Genomic DNA, 16,962 nt, shown 5'->3' with positions numbered 1-16,962 from the left:
AGGAGAGAGGGAAACTTTCTCCAGAAAGTTTCCCTCTCTCCTCCCCCACATTTACTGTTCTAGAATCCCTTTTCCTTCATCCACATGATGAGGTCGGCGACGCGGTTGGAGTAGCCCCATTCGTTGTCGTACCACGAGACAATCTTGGCGAGCTTTCCGTCCTGCACGGTGGTGTACTCGGCTTCGACGATGGAGGAGTGCGGGTTGCCCTTGAAATCCATCGAGACGAGCTGGGCGTCGCTGTAGGCGAGGATGCCCTTGAGTTCGCCCTCGGCGGCTTCCTTGAGCGCGGCGCGCATCGTGTCGGTGTCGGTGTCCTTGTTCAGGATGGCGGTGAAGTCCACCACGGAGACGGTCGGGGTGGGCACGCGCAGGGACCAGCCGGTGAACTTGCCCTTGAGCGAGGGGATAACCTTGGCCACGGCCTGCGCCGCACCGGTGGAGGTGGGGATGATGTTGCAGGCGGCGGCACGCGCCCGGCGCAGGTCCTTGTGAGGCAGATCGAGGATGCGCTGGTCGTTGGTGTAGGCGTGCACGGTGGTCATCGCACCGGAAACGATCCCGAAGAGGCGTTCCACGACGAGGGCTACCGGAGCAAGGCAGTTCGTGGTGCACGAGGCGTTGGAAACGACATGGTGCTTGGCCGGATCGTAGTCGTTGTGGTTTACGCCCATGACGATGGTGAGGTCTTCTTCCTTCGCCGGGGCTGTAATGATGACTTTCTTGGCGCCGTTCTCGATGTGGATATGGGCTTGTTTGGCGGAACGGAAAATACCCGTGGATTCGACCACCACGTCGACGCCATAGGCTCCCCAGGTGAGGAGCTTGGGATCGCGTTCCGCGAAGCAATGGATCTTCCAGTCGCCCACGGTGGCATTGTCGCCTTCCACCACGGCGTCAAGATTGGCACGGCCGTAGTTCGTATCGTATTCGAGCAGATGGAAGTTGGTTTCCGCATCGAAGAGGTCGTTGATGGCGACGACTTCCACTTTATCCTGATATTTGGCGTGCAGAGCGCGGAAGACCTGCCTGCCGATACGGCCGAAACCGTTGATGCCGACTCTTACTTTTTGCATGTGGAATCCTTTAGTCTTCAAAGACCTGATAGTTGTAGGACGTCAGCAACTCGTAGTTGAGGCGGGTCGCTTCGTGCATACGGGCGTTTTCAATGGCTATGGCGGAAATGTTCGCTACGCCGAGCATGAAATCGCATTCGTCCGGGGTGAAATCGCGCTCTTCGCTGGAATAGACGCGCAGGATGCCGATGGCTTTGCCGTTCACCATCAGCGGGGCGGACAGGACGGAAACGAGCCCTTCGGCCTTGGCACTCTCGGGGTACTGGAACCGGCCGTCGCTGCACGCATCGCGCAGGTGGATGAGTTTGCCCTTGAGGACTTCGCCATCCAGCCCGCTCTTGGCCACTTCGACGGGGCCTTTGCGCATGTAACCGGAAGAGAGGCCCCACGCCGCGCTGGCGAGCAGAAGCTTTCCCGTACGGTCAAGCAGGCGAAGCGTGCTTGCCTTGCAGTTCATGGCTTTGGCAGTCTGTTCCGTGATCTTGTGCAGCACCACGGTGGGTTCCAAGCTGGAATTGATCACCGTCGCCACTTCCAGCAGAGCACGAAAATAATCATGACCTGTCATTGCGTTTCTCCTTTGCCGCCGCCCGCCATGCCGGGCATGGCCGCGACGCGTTACGGAATTACGGGGAGACGCGCTCCGCAGGCGTTTGCGGAACGGCGGTCCGCCGTGTAAATGTCTCGAAAAATGTTCCGCCGGGCCGTTTTTCAGGCCACCGGGGGATGGGAAATTTCTTCCGCTCTGGGCTAACTCTTCGCGTAGGCGGCGAGTACCGCGTCAATGAGGTGGCCGCGCACGGCGGTGCGATCGAGGTGGTTGACCGCCGCGATGGTCACGCCCGCCGGTGAGCACACCTGTTCGCGCAGGATGGCAGGATGGCTCCCCGGCAGTGCCGCCAGCTTGGCGGAGCCGAGGACCAGCTGCGTCACCAGCTCAAGCGCCTCCTGACGGGTAAAGCCCATGGTGACGCCCGCCTCGGCGAGGGCGTCCATGAAATGGAAGACATAGGCCGGGCCGCAGCCCACCAGCGCCATAAACGCGTTGAATTTTTTTTCCGGCAGCACGATGGTGGAGCCGAGCAACCCGAACAGGTCCAGAATCATGGCGAACACGTCTTTGGGCAGCGCCGGATCCTCCTGGATGCCGAACACGCCTGCGCCCACGAGGGCGGGGGTATTCGGCATGACGCGCACCACATGGCAGCGGCCCTGTACCGCGTCGCGCAGATCGTGCAGCGTGACCCCGGCGGCGATGGAAATGATGACGGTTTCCGGCTTCAGGGAGGGCAGGGCTTCGGCGAGCACGCCGCCGACGAGGTAGGGCTTCACCCCGATGACGAGGATGTCGCAGCGGGCGGCGATGCCGGGGATATCCGGTACGGCGGTTACGCCCTTGGCACAGAGGGGCTCAAGACGCTGAGGCGTGCGGTTGTAGCCATAGAGTTCCAGACCGGGAACCTCGGCGAGCCCGCCGAGGATGGCCCCGCCCATGTTGCCACAGCCGATGCAGCCGATACGCTTGCTGGTGAGGGATGCCGGTGTGTCCATGATCTTCCTTTTCTGAAAATGTCGCGTGCGGAACAGGTCCGGCACAGGGAAATGAAGAGGCCGCTTTCCTCCGCCGTCGTGCGGGAAAGCACCGCATCCCATCTTTGCAGCCGCACCCAAAGAGGATCGAGATCCTCAGGAGGCTTGCTACGGCTAATGCTCGATAGGCGACGTGGGATCGTCCTGCCGTTCGGAGGGGATGTCTTCCGAGGCAAGCGTCTCTTCTTCGACGGGCTGGAGGCGCAGGGGAACCAGGCGGATGTCCTTGTCCCGTTCCTGCGACCACCGCTTGAGCGCCGCGAGAATGTGCGGGGCAGGGGTGGCTATGACCACGGCGTGCCCTTTGGCCCGCGCCGTTTCTTCCGCCTTTTTCAGGTCGGCGAGCACGGCGCCTTCGGTTTTTGGGCCATCATTCAGCGTGAGTGCCCTGCGCCACGCCGGAAGGCCGCGCCTTCGCGCCTCCGCGTATAAAATTGACTCCTGATGGGTCACGTCGTCAAGCACATATAGCCCGGAACGTGCGAGAATTTCACAGAAACGTCGCGTCGCCGCCGTATCCGTGGTCAGCCGGGAACCCATAAAGTTGCTCGCGCCCGTGGCGTAGGGCACATGGCCGAGGGCGTCGTCCATCAGGATCCGCATGTCTTCCTCGGACATCTTCGTGGTGATTTCGCCGGGGCCCGCCTTGACGAAGGGCGATTGCACCGTCTCCATCGGCATGTCCACAAGGACCTCCTGCCCGGCCTCGTGCGCGGCCGTCGCCGTCGCCGCCGCGTCCTTGGCAAAGGGCAACACGGAAAACGTGATCGGCAGCTTCAGGGCCAGCAGCGAGGCCGTTACGGCCTTGTCGCCGCCCAATTCGTTCATGACGATGGTCAGGCGCGGGGCTTTGTCCGTGGGCGGCAGGATGGGGAAGGCATCGGTCGTGGCTTCAAACCAGATTTCGTGCGTCAGTGCACCTTTGGTCGCCAGCGTGAGCTTGCCCGGCGACTCGGTGAGCACGGTGCGGTCGGCCCACGTGTCGAGGCTTTCGGCCAGCGCGTTGAGGAAGCGGAATACCGGTTCGGGAGGGCCCTTCACATCGCCCGTTTCGGCGGACGGCGCATTCCCGTTTTCGTTCCGAGGCGCTTGCGGGGCCGGATCCTGGACAACGGGGGGCAGATAGATGCGCATCCGCTGGAGGTGGTAGATATCCTTGCCTTGCGTGCGGTAGTCGGACGTCAGGAGGAGGATGCGCCCCTTGTCGAGCTTGAGCCGCAATACGGTCTGGAGCAGGGCGAAATCGATCTGGCGGGCAGCGTCGGTCAGGGTTCCCGAACCCTCCTGATAGGGCAGGGTATTCTGCCGGATAACGTCCTTCATCCGATTGCCCAGATGACTGCCCGGCGGGAGGATGGATTCGAGGGAGGCTTCGGTAACCGGGGCCGGTTTGGGGAACAGGGCCTCCACGGCCTGTTCCGTTTTCTCGGTGACCAGACGGGACGTCGCCGCCGTCGTCTCAATGGTTATGAACGCGGTCCGCTGTACGCTGCGCGCCGTATAACTGGCGGCTTCCCACACCGCATACGCGATGAGGAACAGGATGGCCGCCAGCAGGGTGGCCAGAACCGATCCTTTGAACGTCCTGGCTGTGTATGGATACGGATCAGGCAGGTGTACGCCACGCGCGGCCAGCCGTTTCCGCAGTGCGGGAAACCACTCCATGAAACTCCAATGGCATCGGCAGGGAACTGCCGTTGTACATACGGGCAGGAGGGATCGCGGGAAAACCGGCGATGCCCTCCTGCCGAGGATTGCTGTTAGTGGATGGTACGGATCTTGGGAAGGCTCTTCACGAACTGGAGGCTCATGCGGAGCTGGTTGTCACGCTCAAGGAACTCCTTCGCGTCGGGCAGCGGTTCGTTCGCCGCCGGAGCGGGCGTTTCCACCTTCTTGCCGGACGCCTTGCCCTTGTCGCCGTCGGTCTTTTCAAGATGCTTGTTCAGATCCTTCTCGCGGATCATGCGCAGGGAACTGAGCGGCGCGGGCTTTTCCTTCGGCGCTTCGAAAGGCACCTCCAGATCGGGCATGATGCCTTCAGCCTGAATGGAGCGGCCGGACGGCGTGTAATAGAGCGCCACGGTCAGCTTGAGGCCCGAGCCGTCGGACAGCGGGATGATGTTCTGCACCGACCCCTTGCCGAAGGTGCGTTCGCCAACGAGCAGGGCGCGCTTCTGGTCGCCGAGCGCTCCGGCCACGATTTCCGAGGCCGAGGCCGAACCGCCGTTCACGAGCACGACGAGGGGTGTGTCGATGATGTCGGTATCCTGCGGCTTGGCGACGAATTCGCGGGCGGTTTCTTCCTGGCGGCCGCGCATGGAGACGATGACGCCCTTGTTCAGGAACGCGTCGGAGACGCTGACGGCCTGATCCAGCAGCCCGCCGGGGTTGTTGCGCAGGTCGAGGATGATGCCCTTGATGGGGCCCTTGCGCTTGGCGTCGGACAGGGCGTCGAGCAGTTCCTGCGTGGTGCGTTCGCTGAAGCGGGTGAGGCGGACCCAGTAGTAGCCGGGCTCGAGCTCGCGGGACTTCACGCTGATGAGCGGGATGGCGTCGCGCTTGATGCGCAGGTCCACGGGTTCCTTGGAGTCGCGGTGAAGGATGGTCAGCACCACTTCGGAGCCCTTGGGGCCGCGGATATGCGAGACGGCTTCCTGAAGCGTCATTTCCAGCGTGGGCTTGCCGCCCACGGCGAGGATAATGTCGCCGGACTTCATGCCGCCCTTGTCGGCGGGTGTGTCTTCGATGGGGGTCACGACGGTGAGCTGGTTGTTCTCCATCGTGATTTCGATGCCGATGCCGAAGAATTCGCCGGACGTGCTTTCCTGCATATCCTTGAATTCTTCCTTCGACAGCATGGTTGAGTGGGGATCGAGGGATTCGAGCATCCCTTTGAGCGCGCCGTTCACCAGATCGGGACGCGGGGTTTCCTTCACGTAATACCGCTCGACGATGTCGAGGACCTGGCTGAACCGTTTGAGCGCATCGAAGCGGCTGTCTTCTCCGGCGGCAAAGGCCTGTCCGAATGTCAACGAACCGACGGTCAGGAGTGAGAGCAAAAAGAGCGCGACGGCCCGTGACTTCCTATACATACAACAGCCTCCGAAGCTGAAAACAGTAGCTGAAAACAATGGGGTTGAAGATACCGGGGTTCTTTTGAAAACGCAAATGTTCTCAAAGGGCGTATTTCCTGGTTTCTTTCCCACCAGCCGGGATGAGCCCGCTGGAGGGCGCGGACATGCCGCCGGGAAAGCCTTGAAGATTCATTTCCAGCCCTTACCATAAGAGTGGGCGGGGCAATGTAAAGAGGCCGGGATAGCGGAAAAGGTATGGCGGGCATGAAACAGCGGATCTTTTTTTCTCAGGAGAGCATTTTTTCTGTTGACAGATCAGGGCAGGCCGGGTAAATACCTCTCCTGCATGGGCAGTTAGCTCAGTTGGTAGAGCATCGCCTTCACACGGCGGGGGTCACAGGTTCAAGTCCTGTACTGCCCACCATGCACGGAGCGGTAGTTAAGTCGGTTATAACGCCGGCCTGTCACGCCGGAGGCCGAGGGTTCAAGTCCCTTCCGCTCCGCCATTTGATTTTTATCGGATTTTTTCCGATATTCATATTCGGCAATCCTCACGGGTTGTCAGGCGACCGAAGCGATTCGGGAAGCCGCCTCTGCGGAGCGGTAGTTAAGTCGGTTATAACGCCGGCCTGTCACGCCGGAGGCCGAGGGTTCAAGTCCCTTCCGCTCCGCCATTTTTTAAGGACATCCTTTGTTGAGGGTGTCCTTTTTTTGTGCCGTTGCTGCCGTTGAGACGGGTGCCCCTGTACACGGTACCTTTTCAGGGTGTGCCGTCCCTTCCGGCCTGTTCCTTTCATGATAAAGCTTGCCTTTCAGACAGTTTCCCCTCCATAAGGTTTTCCCGGAAAGGGAGCCGTGGGCATGAGCGCCTTCGGGAGATGCCGCCTTGCTCTTTTCCCTTCCCTGATGGCCGCTTTTCCTGCCGTTAGGATTCTGTTGCTTCCCGTTTCTCGGGGCATCCGGGCTGTTCCATGCAAAAAAAGCATAATTTTTTAGGGAGGAGACATGAAGAAACAGCTCATCCTCGTAGGCGGGGCAATGGGCGTGGGGAAAAGCGCCGTCTGCCGAGAGCTGTTGCGGCAGCTCACGCCGGGCGTCTGGCTGGACGGCGACTGGTGCTGGAACATGAATCCTTTTGTCGTTTCGGAAGAAAACAAACGGATGGTGCTGTCCAACATCACGCATCTGCTCAGAGCCTATCTGAACAATTCGAGTTACCGCTACGTGCTGTTCTGCTGGGTCATGGATCAGCCCCTCCTTTTCGAGGCCGTGCTCGGCCCGCTTCGGGATATCCCCTTTACGTCGCACAGCTTTTCACTCGTCTGCACGGAGCAGGCTTTACGGGAACGGCTGGAACGCGATGTACGGGACGGCATCCGGGAGGCTGACGTCATCCCGCGAAGCCTCCGGCGGCTGCCTGCCTGCGCCGCACTGCCGACATGCAAACTGGATGTGACGTCCCTGACGCCCTATGAAGCCGCCTGCGCAATCGCTGCATCCGTAGGAAGGGCGTCTTCCCGAGGCGCGCCGGATCTCTCCGGGGCTGGCGAAAGCTGACACGGGGCCTGACGGCACCGGACGTCTTGGAAGAAAAAGGAAGGGCGTTCCGGCAACAGAGAAGGGGAAGGAAACCTCTCTCCAGAAAGGCTTCCTTCCCCCGTTCTCTTTTCCAGCAACCCTTACTTGTAGCTTTCGATCAGCGCGTTGGCGCGGCCCTGCGCCTTCTGGATGCGGACGCGGAGGCTGGCTTTGTAGGCATCCATGTCCTCAATGGGCTTGCGGGCGACGTCGGTGTCCATCGCGGCCTGCGCGACGGCCGGGGGCAGCCATTCGATAAGGCGGGGATCAAAGGGCTTCGGGATGACGTAGCCCTGCCCGAAGCTGAAGGTCTGGCCCTGATAGGCGGCGGAAACTTCGGCGGGCACCGGCTCCTTGGCCAGCGCGGCGAGGGCGCGGGCGGCGGCAAGCTTCATGGCCTCGTTGATTTCCGTGGCGTACACGTCCAGCGCCCCGCGGAAAATGTAGGGGAAGCCGGAGAGGTTGTTGATCTGGTTCGGGAAGTCGGTGCGGCCCGTACCCATGATGCAGTCGGGGCGGGTTTCCATCGCCAGCGGATAGGCGATTTCAGGATCAGGGTTCGCGCAGGCGAAAATGACCGGATGGTCGGCCATGCCCTTGATCATGTCGGGCGTGAGGAGATCCTTCTTGGACAGGCCGAGGAAGAGATCCGCGCCCTTGAGGGCTTCGGTCATGGTCATGTCTTCGGACAGGGCGAACTGCGCCTTATATTTGTTCAGATCCGTGCGCCCCTTGTGCAGGATGCCCTTGGAGTCGAACATGCGGATATTCGCGGGATCGATGCCGAGCTCGGTGTAGAACTTGGCGCAGGCGATGGCCGCCGCTCCGGCCCCGGACACGACCACGATGAAGTCTTCGGCCTTCTTGCCGGTGATTTCCAGCGCGTTGATGAGGCCCGCGCCGGAAATGATGGCCGTGCCGTGCTGGTCGTCGTGGAACACCGGGATATTCATTTCCTTCTTGAGCACCTCTTCGATGTAGAAGCACTCGGGGGCCTTGATGTCCTCAAGGTTGATGCCGCCGAAGGTGGGCTCAAGGGCCTTCACCACTTCGATGATCTTGTCGGGATCGGTGAGGGCGAGGTTGATGTCATAGGCGTTCACGTCCGCGAACGCCTTGAAGAGCACGCTCTTGCCTTCCATGACCGGCTTGCCCGCGAGGGGGCCGATGTTGCCGAGCCCGAGGACGGCGGTGCCGTTGGAAACGACGGCCACGAGGTTGCCGCGCCCGGTATAGGCATTAGCGAGGGAAGGATCGTCGGCGATGGCGAGGCAGGCGTTGGCGACGCCGGGGGAATAGGCCATCGACAGGTCTTTCTGGGTGAAGCAGGGTTTGACGGGAAGGACTTCAAGCTTTCCCGGGCGGGGTTCCTCATGGTAGGCGAGGGACTCTTCCTTGGTGAACAACGCCATGACGATCTCCTGTGGTTTGGGTTCAAATGAGGTGCAAAAGCGATAGCATAAGGAGGAATAGGGGGCAATGGCGGCTTCCCTGTTCATGGAATTCCTGTTATGCTGAAACGGTATGCCGGGAAAAGAGCCGTCGGCGGTCCGCGTTGCGGCCCCGGGGCGTCCCGGATGGAAGTCAACGAGAAAGGATGAATCTATGTCGCTGATCGAAATCAGGGATGTCCATAAATGGTACGGCGAGTTCCATGTGCTCAAAGGTATTTCCGAGCGGGTCGAGAAGGGCGAGGTGCTGGTCATCTGCGGGCCTTCCGGGTCCGGCAAGAGCTCGCTCATCCGTTGCCTGAACCGTCTGGAGCCGATCCAGAAGGGGGACATCCTCTTTGAAGGGACGAGCATCTACGCCCCGGAAGTGGACGTGAACGCCCTGCGCGCCGAGGTGGGCATGGTCTTCCAGCAGTTCAACCTGTACCCGCACCTGACCGTGCTTGAAAACGTGACCCTCGCGCCGATCAAGGTCCGGGGCATGGGCAAGAAGGAGGCCACGGATCTGGCGATGGAACTGCTCGGCCGCGTGGGCATCGCGCGTCAGGCCGCCAAGCGCCCGAGCGAGATTTCCGGCGGGCAGCAGCAGCGTGTCGCCATCGCCCGCTCGCTCGCCATGCAGCCCCGCGCCATGCTGTTCGACGAACCCACCTCCGCCCTCGACCCGGAAATGATCAACGAAGTGTTGAGCTGCATGAAGGATCTGGCCAAGGACGGCATGACCATGGTGTGCGTCACGCACGAAATGGGCTTTGCCCGCGAAGTGTCCGACCGCGTCATCTTTATGGACCACGGCGTGATCCTCGAAGAGGGGACCCCGGAACAGTTCTTCACCAACCCGCAGCACGAGCGCACCAAGGCGTTCCTCCGCGAAATTCTCTAAGGATACGGCATGGCCACACCCGATCTCATCCGTCTCGACATCGTGGTCGACGAGGAGCAGTACGATACCGTCGCCGGGCTTCTGGTCCGGAACATTTCCTACGGTTGGGAAGAAGACAGCCTCCCCACCGGCGAAACCCGTTTCCGCGTGCACTGCGACAACGCCATCGTGCAGGAGAACCTCCTCAGCGCGCTGCGGGCATGGCTGCCGGGCCTCGACGTCGAACAGACCAGCATCCCGCGTCAGGACTGGACCGTGGCGTGGCGCGAGTTCTTCACGCCCGTCCGCGCCGGACAGTTCATCGTGCTTCCGCCGTGGCTGTTTGAATCCACGCCGCTGGAAGGCCGCAAGCCCATCATCATCGAGCCGAAATCCGCGTTCGGGACCGGGCACCACAACACGACGGTGCTGTGCCTCGAAGCGATTACCGAACTGCTGGCCTCTGGACGCCTCAAGGCCGGGCAGCGTTTCTTCGACGTGGGCACGGGATCGGGCATCCTCGGTATCGCCTGTTGCCTGAACGGGCTTGCCGGGCTCGGCTCGGACATCGATCCGGTTGCCGTGGACAACGCCCTCGAGAACGTGGTCATCAACAAGGTGGCCGACGATTTCCGCATCGTCCCCGGCAGTGCCGAGGCGGGCGAAGGCGAGCAGTTCGATCTGGTGGTCGCCAACATCCTTGCCGGCCCGCTCCGCGAACTGGCCCCGGCGCTCATGGCCCGGATGAAGCCGGGCGCGTGCCTTGTGCTCTCCGGCCTGCTGGACGTGCAGGCCGACGCGGTCGAGGCGGCGTATGCCGAACTCGGCAAGGCGCGGCGCGTGCAGTCCGGCGACTGGGTGGCACTGGTCTGGGGCGAATAGTGTCGGCATCGGGTACGAAGGAAACCACAATGAATGTATCCGTCCTCCTAGGGCATCCGTACGAGCAGAGCTTTAACGCCGCCATCGCTGTAGCCGTGGTACGCACACTGGAAGAGAACGGCCACACGGTGCGTTTTCACGATCTGTATGGTGAGGGATTCGATCCGGTCATTTCTGGCAAGGAACTGATCAGCGATATGACCGGAGACGAACTGCTTGCGGCGCATCAGCGGGAAATTCGGGAAGCCGACGGGATCATCGTCATCCACCCGAACTGGTGGGGGCAGCCGCCCGCGATCATGAAGGGATGGGTGGACCGCGTACTGCGGGAAGGGGGCGCCTATGGCTTTCCGGAAGGCGACAACGGCGGAGGTTTGCCCATCGGCCTCCTGAAAGCCAAAGCCGCGCTGGTCTTCAATACATCCAATACGCCACAGGAGCGGGAAGAAAACGTCTTCGGCGATCCTCTGGAACGTATCTGGAAGGATTGTATATTTGATTTTTGCGGAGTGCGCGTTTTTGACCGAATCATGTTTCGCGTGATCGCGGACAGTACGCCGGAAGACAGGGAGCAATGGCTTGATGAAGCGCGGGCGATGGTCAATGACTATTTCCCGAAGCCCTTGCCCTCCGACGCATGATGGATTCGTCATAAACCGTCCTTCATTCGCTTGAACGCGAAAACGGGCCGTCGGCAATATACCGGCGGCCCGTTTTCCTTTGGATTCCTCTTTCGTGTTGTCCGGCCCGGCTGGTACGGCGAAGGAGGAGATACCAAGGAGCCTTAGGCAATGATCCTGATGGTGTTCTTTTTCAGATAACCGGACGGCATGTAGCTTTCCTTGGCTTGGCGGAGCCCTTCCTCGTCGGCGTCCTGCTCGCGGTTGATGAACACGAAGTTCTTGGCCGCGTACTTGGCGAAACAGAAATTGATGGCCTGATACACGCCGCGGTACTCGGGGCGGCCCTTTTCAAAGTGGACTACGATGGTCTGATCGTCGAGCGGTTCGCCCACGGCGAAGGCGGCCATTTCCTCGCCCGCATAGAGCGTGCCGCCGATAAGCCCGGGCAGGGCGTCCCAGTTGCGGAGCACGGAACAGACCACATCGCTTTCGGCCAGCAGCGAGGCGGATTTCTCGCATTCCCGCCACTTGCACCAGTCATCTTGGAGCGCCAGCACCTGCGGCATGATTTCGCCGTTCAGGGTGCGGTAGTCCTCCCCATAGGCCTTCATGTACCCGTTGACGTGGTTCTTTTTCTTGTGGAGCTTGTTGCCCGCGAGGGTCGAAAGCGCTTCCTGCGTATACAGGTATTCCCACTGGCCCGGCGTTTCCTCGATGGCCACGCGGCCCGGCAGGCGTTCGAGCAGCAGCTCGCACAGCGGCTCGGGAGCGCGGAGGATGGTCGTGCCCGGCACGAGTTCGGGCATGGCGGCCCAGTCTGCGGCGTACCAGTCGCCCACCGGAGCCCACAGGCGCTCGACGGGCAGGTCGTTGCGCTTCTGGCGGATCCAGCAAAGCCCGTGCGCCGTGCGCCACTCCAGATTGTAATGGGTTCCCCATCCCCAAAGGTTGGTGAAGGTATAGTCGGCGGCGTGCAGGGGCAGCGCGCGGAAGTAGGGGGCATACGCGGCGGCGTCGCCGAGTTCGATGGAAGAGAAGTTTTCCGTAAGCATGTGAACCTCTGGTTAACGGGATGCGCAAGTGTGGGGACGCACGGCCAGGGCGAAACGGGTCCAGTTGCAGCGCAGCGTGACCCATAAGAGCGAAAGCGACATGACCACCTGCGAAACGAAGGTGGAGAGGAAGACCCCTGAGGCGTCCTGCCAAATGATGTGGCCGAACAGCCATGCGATGGGCAGGCGTACCGCCCAGACAGCGAAGCTGAACGAGACCATCGGGTAGACCGTGGCTCCGGCGCCGTTGAGCCCGCCCGCCAGCACGACGCTGGCGACGGTGAACGGCACGGCCATGATGTTGAAGGAAAGGTATTTGACGGTTTCGACCTGCACGGCGGGATCAGGGGCGATCAAGCCTGCGAGCTCCATGCGCCAGGGCCATATGGCGGCCCCCACGCAGCACATCCCCGCGCAGGCGATGCCGAGCGTGGCGAGCAGCGTGCGTTTGGCCTCGCGGTGGTTGCCCTCGCCGAGCGCGTGGCCCACGAGTACCGAAGCGGTCATGCTGAACGCCACGGCGGGCAAAAACAAAATGGATTCCACCCGCAGCCCCGTGGTCAGCCCCGCAAGGGCGTTGACCCTGCCGAAGGGCAGGGAGGCCGTGATGACATACAGGACCATATAGCCGGTTTGCCATAAGAAGGACGTGCCGAACGCGGGCCCGGCAACCTTGAGGAGATACGGGGCCCCCGCCTTGATCCAGCGCCAGCCGGGGAAGCTGTCGCGTGTGAACAGCTCGTGCCGCATCAGCAGAAACAGCATGAGCGCGGCCCCGACGGTGACCGAGACGAGCGTGGAGTAGGCGATCCCCGTTGCGCCGTAGGCGGGGAAGCCCCACCAGCCGAGCCCGAAGGCCAGATCGCCGAATACGTTGAGCAGGCAGGCCGTGCCGGTTACGTACAGCGGGATGAGCACCATCTTGGCGGAACGGAACACGGCCGCGCCGATGGTGAGGGTGTACTGGCCGGGGATGCCCCAGATCGTCGCCGTCAGGAACATGATCGCCACGGGCATGATGCTCTCGGGCGTCTGGATGAGGCGCAGGAGCGGTTCCCGCCACACCGAGGCCGCCACCGCAATGGCCGATCCGATGGCGATGCAGCCGATGGTCACGAGCCCCACATACCTTCTCGCCCGGACGAATTTGCACGCCCCGAGGGACTGGCTGATGGAGGCCACCGCGCCGCTCACGGCGGCCATCGCCAGAGCCATGAACATCATATGGCACTGGGTGATCAGGCCGATGGAGGCCTGCACTTCCGAGCCGATGCGCCCGCCCGCCCACACGTCGGTAATGCCGATGACGAATTGACAGAGCAACATGATGCACTGCGGCCAGGTCAGGTGCCAGATGGTGTGGATGCGTTCGGTGTTCAGTTTCATATGGGCATGGGGGTTGGGGGTCTGATGGAAGCATACGCCCCATGCCGTCCGGCACAAGACGATGAGAGAAGGGAGGCTGGAGGGAAGGGGCTTTCAGCCCGGAAGCGGTAACAGAGGCAGCGGGGAAAGGAGGGAACGCTTTTCTTCAGAAAGCATTCCCTCCTTTCCCCAAACGTCATCCTCGAACCTGTTCTACTCCCTAACCAGCCCGGCGGAGACGAGTGCCTGAAACAGTACGATGCCAGCGGCAGTGGAAAGGTTGATGCTGCGGACTTCGCCTTTGATGGGGATGCGGACATGATGCGGCGAGAGCGCGATCACTTCGGGCGGCAACCCTGAGGTTTCGCGCCCGAAAACGAGGGAATCGTTTTCCGTGAACTCGAAACGGTGCAGGGCGGCGCCCCGCCGGGCGCTGGTGAGGACGAGCCGTCTGCCCGCCCCGGCGTTCCGGATGTAGGCGTCGAGGTCGGGCCATACCGCCATATCCACATGGGGCCAATAGTCGAGGCCCGCCCGTTTGAGGTAACGGTCCTCAAGCTTGAAGCCCAGAGGCTCGATGAGATGCAGCGAAACCTGCATGGCGGCGCACAGTCGGGCCACATTGCCCGTGTTCGGAGGTATTTCCGGCTGGAAGAGAACGACATGCATACAGGTCGGCATCCGTACAATAGGTGAAATGGTTTTTCAATAAAGGTGGACAGAAGAACGCGGGATGCTTATTAGGCTTCAAAGCCCAGTTTGTTGATGGCCTTCTTCACTTCCGCGATGTCGAGGGGCTGGGATTCCTTCCAGGTGGCTTCGCCCTTTTCGAGGTCGACGTTCACATCGGATACGCCGGGAAGCGCTTCCAGAGCCTGGGTTACGGCCTGCTTGCAATGGTTGCAGGACATGCCTTTCACGGTGAGAGTGGGCATAATCGTATCCTTTCTGGGTAAGAAGGTGGATGATGAAGGGGCAGCGGCACCGCCCGCCCTTCATATCATAAGAGCTTAGCCGATATTGGCAAGCAGAGGAGAGGCACATGGATCAGCAGAAAGAAGTTCTTTTCACCGTGGGCGGTATGCACTGCGCCGCCTGCTCATCGCGGCTTGAGCGCGTCCTGAACGGCATGGACGGCGTGCAGTCAGCCACCGTCAGCCTTGCCGCCAACAGCGCCACCGTCGTGCCTGATCCCGCGCTTTCCGAATCAGACACCGAGGCCCTCGTTCATCAGATTGAGGAGCGGGCCGTGGATATGGGCTTCACCGCGACGCCGGTAGCCCCGGAAGCCGATATGGTGGACACGTGGGAAGCGCAGCAGAAGGAAACGGTCGGGCAGCTTGCGACCCTGAAGGCCCGGCTATGGCCCGAATTCGGATTCACCATCCTGCTGCTCCTGGTGTCGATGGGGCACATGTGGGGGCTCCCGCTGCCCGCGATCATCGATCCCATGCATTCGCCCGAGTCGGCCCTCAACCATGCGCTGCTGCAACTTGTGCTGACCTTGCCGGTCCTCTGGTCGGGGCGGCATTTTTATTTGACCGGCCTGCCCAACCTGTGGCGGCTCACCCCGAACATGGACAGCCTTGTGGCGATGGGCACGGGAGCGGCGTTCCTGTACAGCCTGTGGAATACGGTCGAGGTCGCGCTTGGGCATACGGGCAAGGTGATGGACCTGTATTATGAGTCCGCCGCCGTGCTGATTTCGCTGATTTCGCTCGGCAAGTACCTTGAGGCTGTTTCGCGGTTCCGCATGTCCGATGCCATCGGAGCGCTCATGAACCTGACCCCGGAAACCGCCCTGCGCCTGCCCGCTCCCGACAAGGCGGATCAGGCCGAAGAGGTCCCGGTCAAGGTTGTGCGCGTGGGGGACTATCTGCAGGTGAAACCCGGCGGGCGGATCCCCGTTGACGGAGTGGTAACAAACGGCGCGTCCAGCGTGGACGCCTCCATGCTGACCGGCGAGTCCATGCCCGTTCCTGTGGGCGTGGGCAGTTCGGTGGCGGGCGGTACGATGAACACGACCGGTTCTTTCATCATGCGGGCCGAGCGTGTTGGTGCGGACACGGCCTTGTCGCGGATCATCAAGCTGGTGCGCGAGGCGCAGAGCTCCAAGGCGCCCATTGCCCGGCTGGCCGACGACGTGAGCCTCATTTTCGTGCCGACCGTCATGGCGCTGGCGGTCATTGCCGGTGCCGGATGGCTGTACTGGGGACACGTGCCGGTTTCGGAAGCCTTCCGTATTTTCGTGGCCGTGCTGGTGGTGGCCTGCCCGTGCGCGCTCGGCCTTGCCACGCCCATTTCCATTATGGTGGCCACGGGCCGGGGCGCGCAGATGGGCGTGCTCGTCAAGAACGGTACGGCCCTCGAACTCGCGGGCCGTCTGGATGTGCTCGTGTTCGACAAGACCGGGACGTTGACCGAAGGCAAGCCCCGCCTGCTTGCCGCCGAATCCTTCGATCCGCTGTTCGATGAGGAGCACATCTTAGGGTACGCCGCCTCGCTTGAGGGCGTGTCCGAGCATCCTCTCGCGCTGGCCGTGACGTCCGCCGCCGAGGAGCGGAATCTCCATCTGTATCCCGTCAGCGACTTTGCCAGCGTTTCCGGCCTCGGCGTATCCGGCAACGTAGATCTGGAAAACGAGTCCATACCGTTGTTGCTCGGTAACAAGCGACTGATGGAAGAGCGGCAGGTTTCTTTTGACGCGGTAAAGGATCTGGACGCCCGTTTGGCGGAACTGTCGGATTCCGGCGCGACGCCCCTCTTGCTTGCCGTGAACGGGCGCCTCGTGGGGATGCTTGCGGTAGCGGACACCATCCGTCCGGAAACGGCGGGCGTGGTGAAGGAGCTCCGCCAGCTTGGTTTGCGGGTGATCATGCTCAGCGGCGACAACCGCCGCACGGCTGAGGCCATTGCCAAGAGCGCGGGCATCGATGAGGTGATCGCCGATGTGTTGCCGGACGGTAAGGAAAAGGTGATCAGCGAATTGCAGGCCGCCGGTCTGCGGGTCGGGATGATCGGCGACGGCATCAACGATGCCCCCGCGCTGGCCCGTGCCGATGTCGGCATGGCTATGGGCAACGGCATCGACGTTGCCGTGGAAGCCGGGGACATCGTCCTTCTCGGCAGCGACACCCGTTCGGGCAAGGGCTTGCGCGGCGTGGTGACGGCGCTGGAGCTGAGCCGGGCCGCCTTGCGGAACATCCGGGAGAATCTCGGCTGGGCGTTCGGCTACAACATCCTTTGCCTGCCCATTGCCGCCGGAGTGCTCAAGATTTTCGGCGGCCCCTCGCTTTCACCCATGATCGCGGGTGCGGCGATGGCCTTCTCGTCCGTTTCCGTCGTGCTCAACGCGCTGCGCTTGCGGCGGTTTGGGAAGTAGGGGGGAATGAATCGGGGAGGGGAGGAA

Annotated in this window: 15 protein-coding genes and 3 tRNA genes; 8 read left to right on the top strand and 10 right to left on the bottom strand. The window is 61.9% G+C overall.

Annotated features, from left to right (window positions below; translation table 11 throughout):
* Positions 1 to 59 precede the first annotated feature (59 nt).
* The 5 genes from gap to HMPREF0178_RS06805 all read right to left on the bottom strand — a co-directional run bounded on the left by gap (position 60) and on the right by HMPREF0178_RS06805 (position 5,758).
* On the bottom strand, positions 60 to 1,076 hold the full coding sequence (gap, locus tag HMPREF0178_RS06825) for a type I glyceraldehyde-3-phosphate dehydrogenase (RefSeq protein ID WP_009368085.1): 1,017 nt from the start codon (positions 1,074 to 1,076) through the stop codon (positions 60 to 62).
* A gap of 10 nt (positions 1,077 to 1,086) precedes the next feature.
* Positions 1,087 to 1,644 (bottom strand): GAF domain-containing protein, encoded by a 558-nt coding sequence (locus HMPREF0178_RS06820; RefSeq protein ID WP_005027790.1) that lies wholly within the window; start codon positions 1,642 to 1,644, stop codon positions 1,087 to 1,089.
* A gap of 182 nt (positions 1,645 to 1,826) precedes the next feature.
* A complete protein-coding gene (gene proC / locus HMPREF0178_RS06815) occupies positions 1,827 to 2,627 on the bottom strand; it encodes a pyrroline-5-carboxylate reductase (protein WP_009368084.1) in 801 nt (266 codons plus the stop codon).
* Positions 2,628 to 2,780: 153 nt separating this feature from the next.
* On the bottom strand, positions 2,781 to 4,331 hold the full coding sequence (locus tag HMPREF0178_RS06810; RefSeq protein ID WP_009368083.1) for a divergent polysaccharide deacetylase family protein: 1,551 nt from the start codon (positions 4,329 to 4,331) through the stop codon (positions 2,781 to 2,783).
* Positions 4,332 to 4,426: 95 nt separating this feature from the next.
* Positions 4,427 to 5,758 (bottom strand): S41 family peptidase, encoded by a 1,332-nt coding sequence (locus HMPREF0178_RS06805; RefSeq protein WP_005027787.1) that lies wholly within the window; start codon positions 5,756 to 5,758, stop codon positions 4,427 to 4,429.
* Positions 5,759 to 6,088: 330 nt separating this feature from the next.
* Here HMPREF0178_RS06805 and HMPREF0178_RS06800 point away from each other — a divergent pair.
* The 4 genes from HMPREF0178_RS06800 (at position 6,089) to HMPREF0178_RS06785 (ending at position 7,297) form a co-directional block, all read left to right on the top strand.
* A tRNA-Val gene (locus HMPREF0178_RS06800) sits at positions 6,089 to 6,164 on the top strand.
* A gap of 5 nt (positions 6,165 to 6,169) precedes the next feature.
* Positions 6,170 to 6,246 (top strand) — tRNA-Asp (locus HMPREF0178_RS06795).
* 91 nt (positions 6,247 to 6,337) lie between these two features.
* Positions 6,338 to 6,414, top strand: a tRNA-Asp gene (locus tag HMPREF0178_RS06790).
* 331 nt (positions 6,415 to 6,745) lie between these two features.
* A complete protein-coding gene (locus HMPREF0178_RS06785) occupies positions 6,746 to 7,297 on the top strand; it encodes an AAA family ATPase (RefSeq protein ID WP_009368082.1) in 552 nt (183 codons plus the stop codon).
* A gap of 122 nt (positions 7,298 to 7,419) precedes the next feature.
* On the opposite strand, the gene HMPREF0178_RS06780 is transcribed toward HMPREF0178_RS06785, so the two are convergent.
* Positions 7,420 to 8,730: a malic enzyme-like NAD(P)-binding protein gene (locus tag HMPREF0178_RS06780; protein WP_039958954.1), complete on the bottom strand. Its 1,311-nt coding sequence runs from the start codon at positions 8,728 to 8,730 to the stop codon at positions 7,420 to 7,422.
* Positions 8,731 to 8,923: 193 nt separating this feature from the next.
* Here HMPREF0178_RS06780 and HMPREF0178_RS06775 point away from each other — a divergent pair, with 193 nt between their 5' ends.
* Genes HMPREF0178_RS06775 through HMPREF0178_RS06765 form a run of 3 tightly spaced genes read left to right on the top strand, consistent with a single transcriptional unit; the run spans position 8,924 to position 11,154 of the window.
* Positions 8,924 to 9,652: an amino acid ABC transporter ATP-binding protein gene (locus tag HMPREF0178_RS06775; protein WP_005027783.1), complete on the top strand. Its 729-nt coding sequence runs from the start codon at positions 8,924 to 8,926 to the stop codon at positions 9,650 to 9,652.
* 9 nt (positions 9,653 to 9,661) lie between these two features.
* Complete coding sequence (locus HMPREF0178_RS06770) at positions 9,662 to 10,513, top strand: 50S ribosomal protein L11 methyltransferase (RefSeq protein ID WP_009368080.1); 852 nt, start codon at positions 9,662 to 9,664, stop codon at positions 10,511 to 10,513.
* A 29-nt stretch (positions 10,514 to 10,542) separates the two neighbouring features.
* On the top strand, positions 10,543 to 11,154 hold the full coding sequence (locus HMPREF0178_RS06765; RefSeq protein ID WP_009368079.1) for an NAD(P)H-dependent oxidoreductase: 612 nt from the start codon (positions 10,543 to 10,545) through the stop codon (positions 11,152 to 11,154).
* 143 nt (positions 11,155 to 11,297) lie between these two features.
* On the opposite strand, the gene HMPREF0178_RS06760 is transcribed toward HMPREF0178_RS06765, so the two are convergent.
* The 4 genes from HMPREF0178_RS06760 to HMPREF0178_RS06745 form a co-directional block, all read right to left on the bottom strand.
* Positions 11,298 to 12,188 (bottom strand): DUF2156 domain-containing protein, encoded by an 891-nt coding sequence (locus HMPREF0178_RS06760; protein WP_009368078.1) that lies wholly within the window; start codon positions 12,186 to 12,188, stop codon positions 11,298 to 11,300.
* 12 nt (positions 12,189 to 12,200) lie between these two features.
* Positions 12,201 to 13,574 carry an MATE family efflux transporter gene (locus HMPREF0178_RS06755; protein ID WP_009368077.1) on the bottom strand — a complete coding sequence of 458 codons (1,374 nt, stop codon included), beginning with the start codon at positions 13,572 to 13,574 and terminating at the stop codon, positions 12,201 to 12,203.
* Positions 13,575 to 13,766: 192 nt separating this feature from the next.
* Positions 13,767 to 14,222 (bottom strand): tRNA (cytidine(34)-2'-O)-methyltransferase, encoded by a 456-nt coding sequence (locus HMPREF0178_RS06750; protein WP_009368076.1) that lies wholly within the window; start codon positions 14,220 to 14,222, stop codon positions 13,767 to 13,769.
* Between the two features lie 71 nt (positions 14,223 to 14,293).
* A complete protein-coding gene (locus HMPREF0178_RS06745; protein ID WP_005027778.1) occupies positions 14,294 to 14,488 on the bottom strand; it encodes a heavy-metal-associated domain-containing protein in 195 nt (64 codons plus the stop codon).
* A gap of 107 nt (positions 14,489 to 14,595) precedes the next feature.
* Between HMPREF0178_RS06745 and HMPREF0178_RS06740 the strand changes: the two genes are divergently transcribed.
* Positions 14,596 to 16,935 (top strand): heavy metal translocating P-type ATPase, encoded by a 2,340-nt coding sequence (locus tag HMPREF0178_RS06740; protein ID WP_009368075.1) that lies wholly within the window; start codon positions 14,596 to 14,598, stop codon positions 16,933 to 16,935.
* The last annotated feature ends 27 nt before the right edge of the window (positions 16,936 to 16,962 follow it).

Source organism: Bilophila sp. 4_1_30 (assembly GCF_000224655.1).
Classification (GTDB): Bacteria; Desulfobacterota; Desulfovibrionia; order Desulfovibrionales; family Desulfovibrionaceae; genus Bilophila; species Bilophila wadsworthia.
Note: the sequence above shows the minus strand (reverse complement) of the source record. Positions and strands in the feature narration are given on the sequence as shown.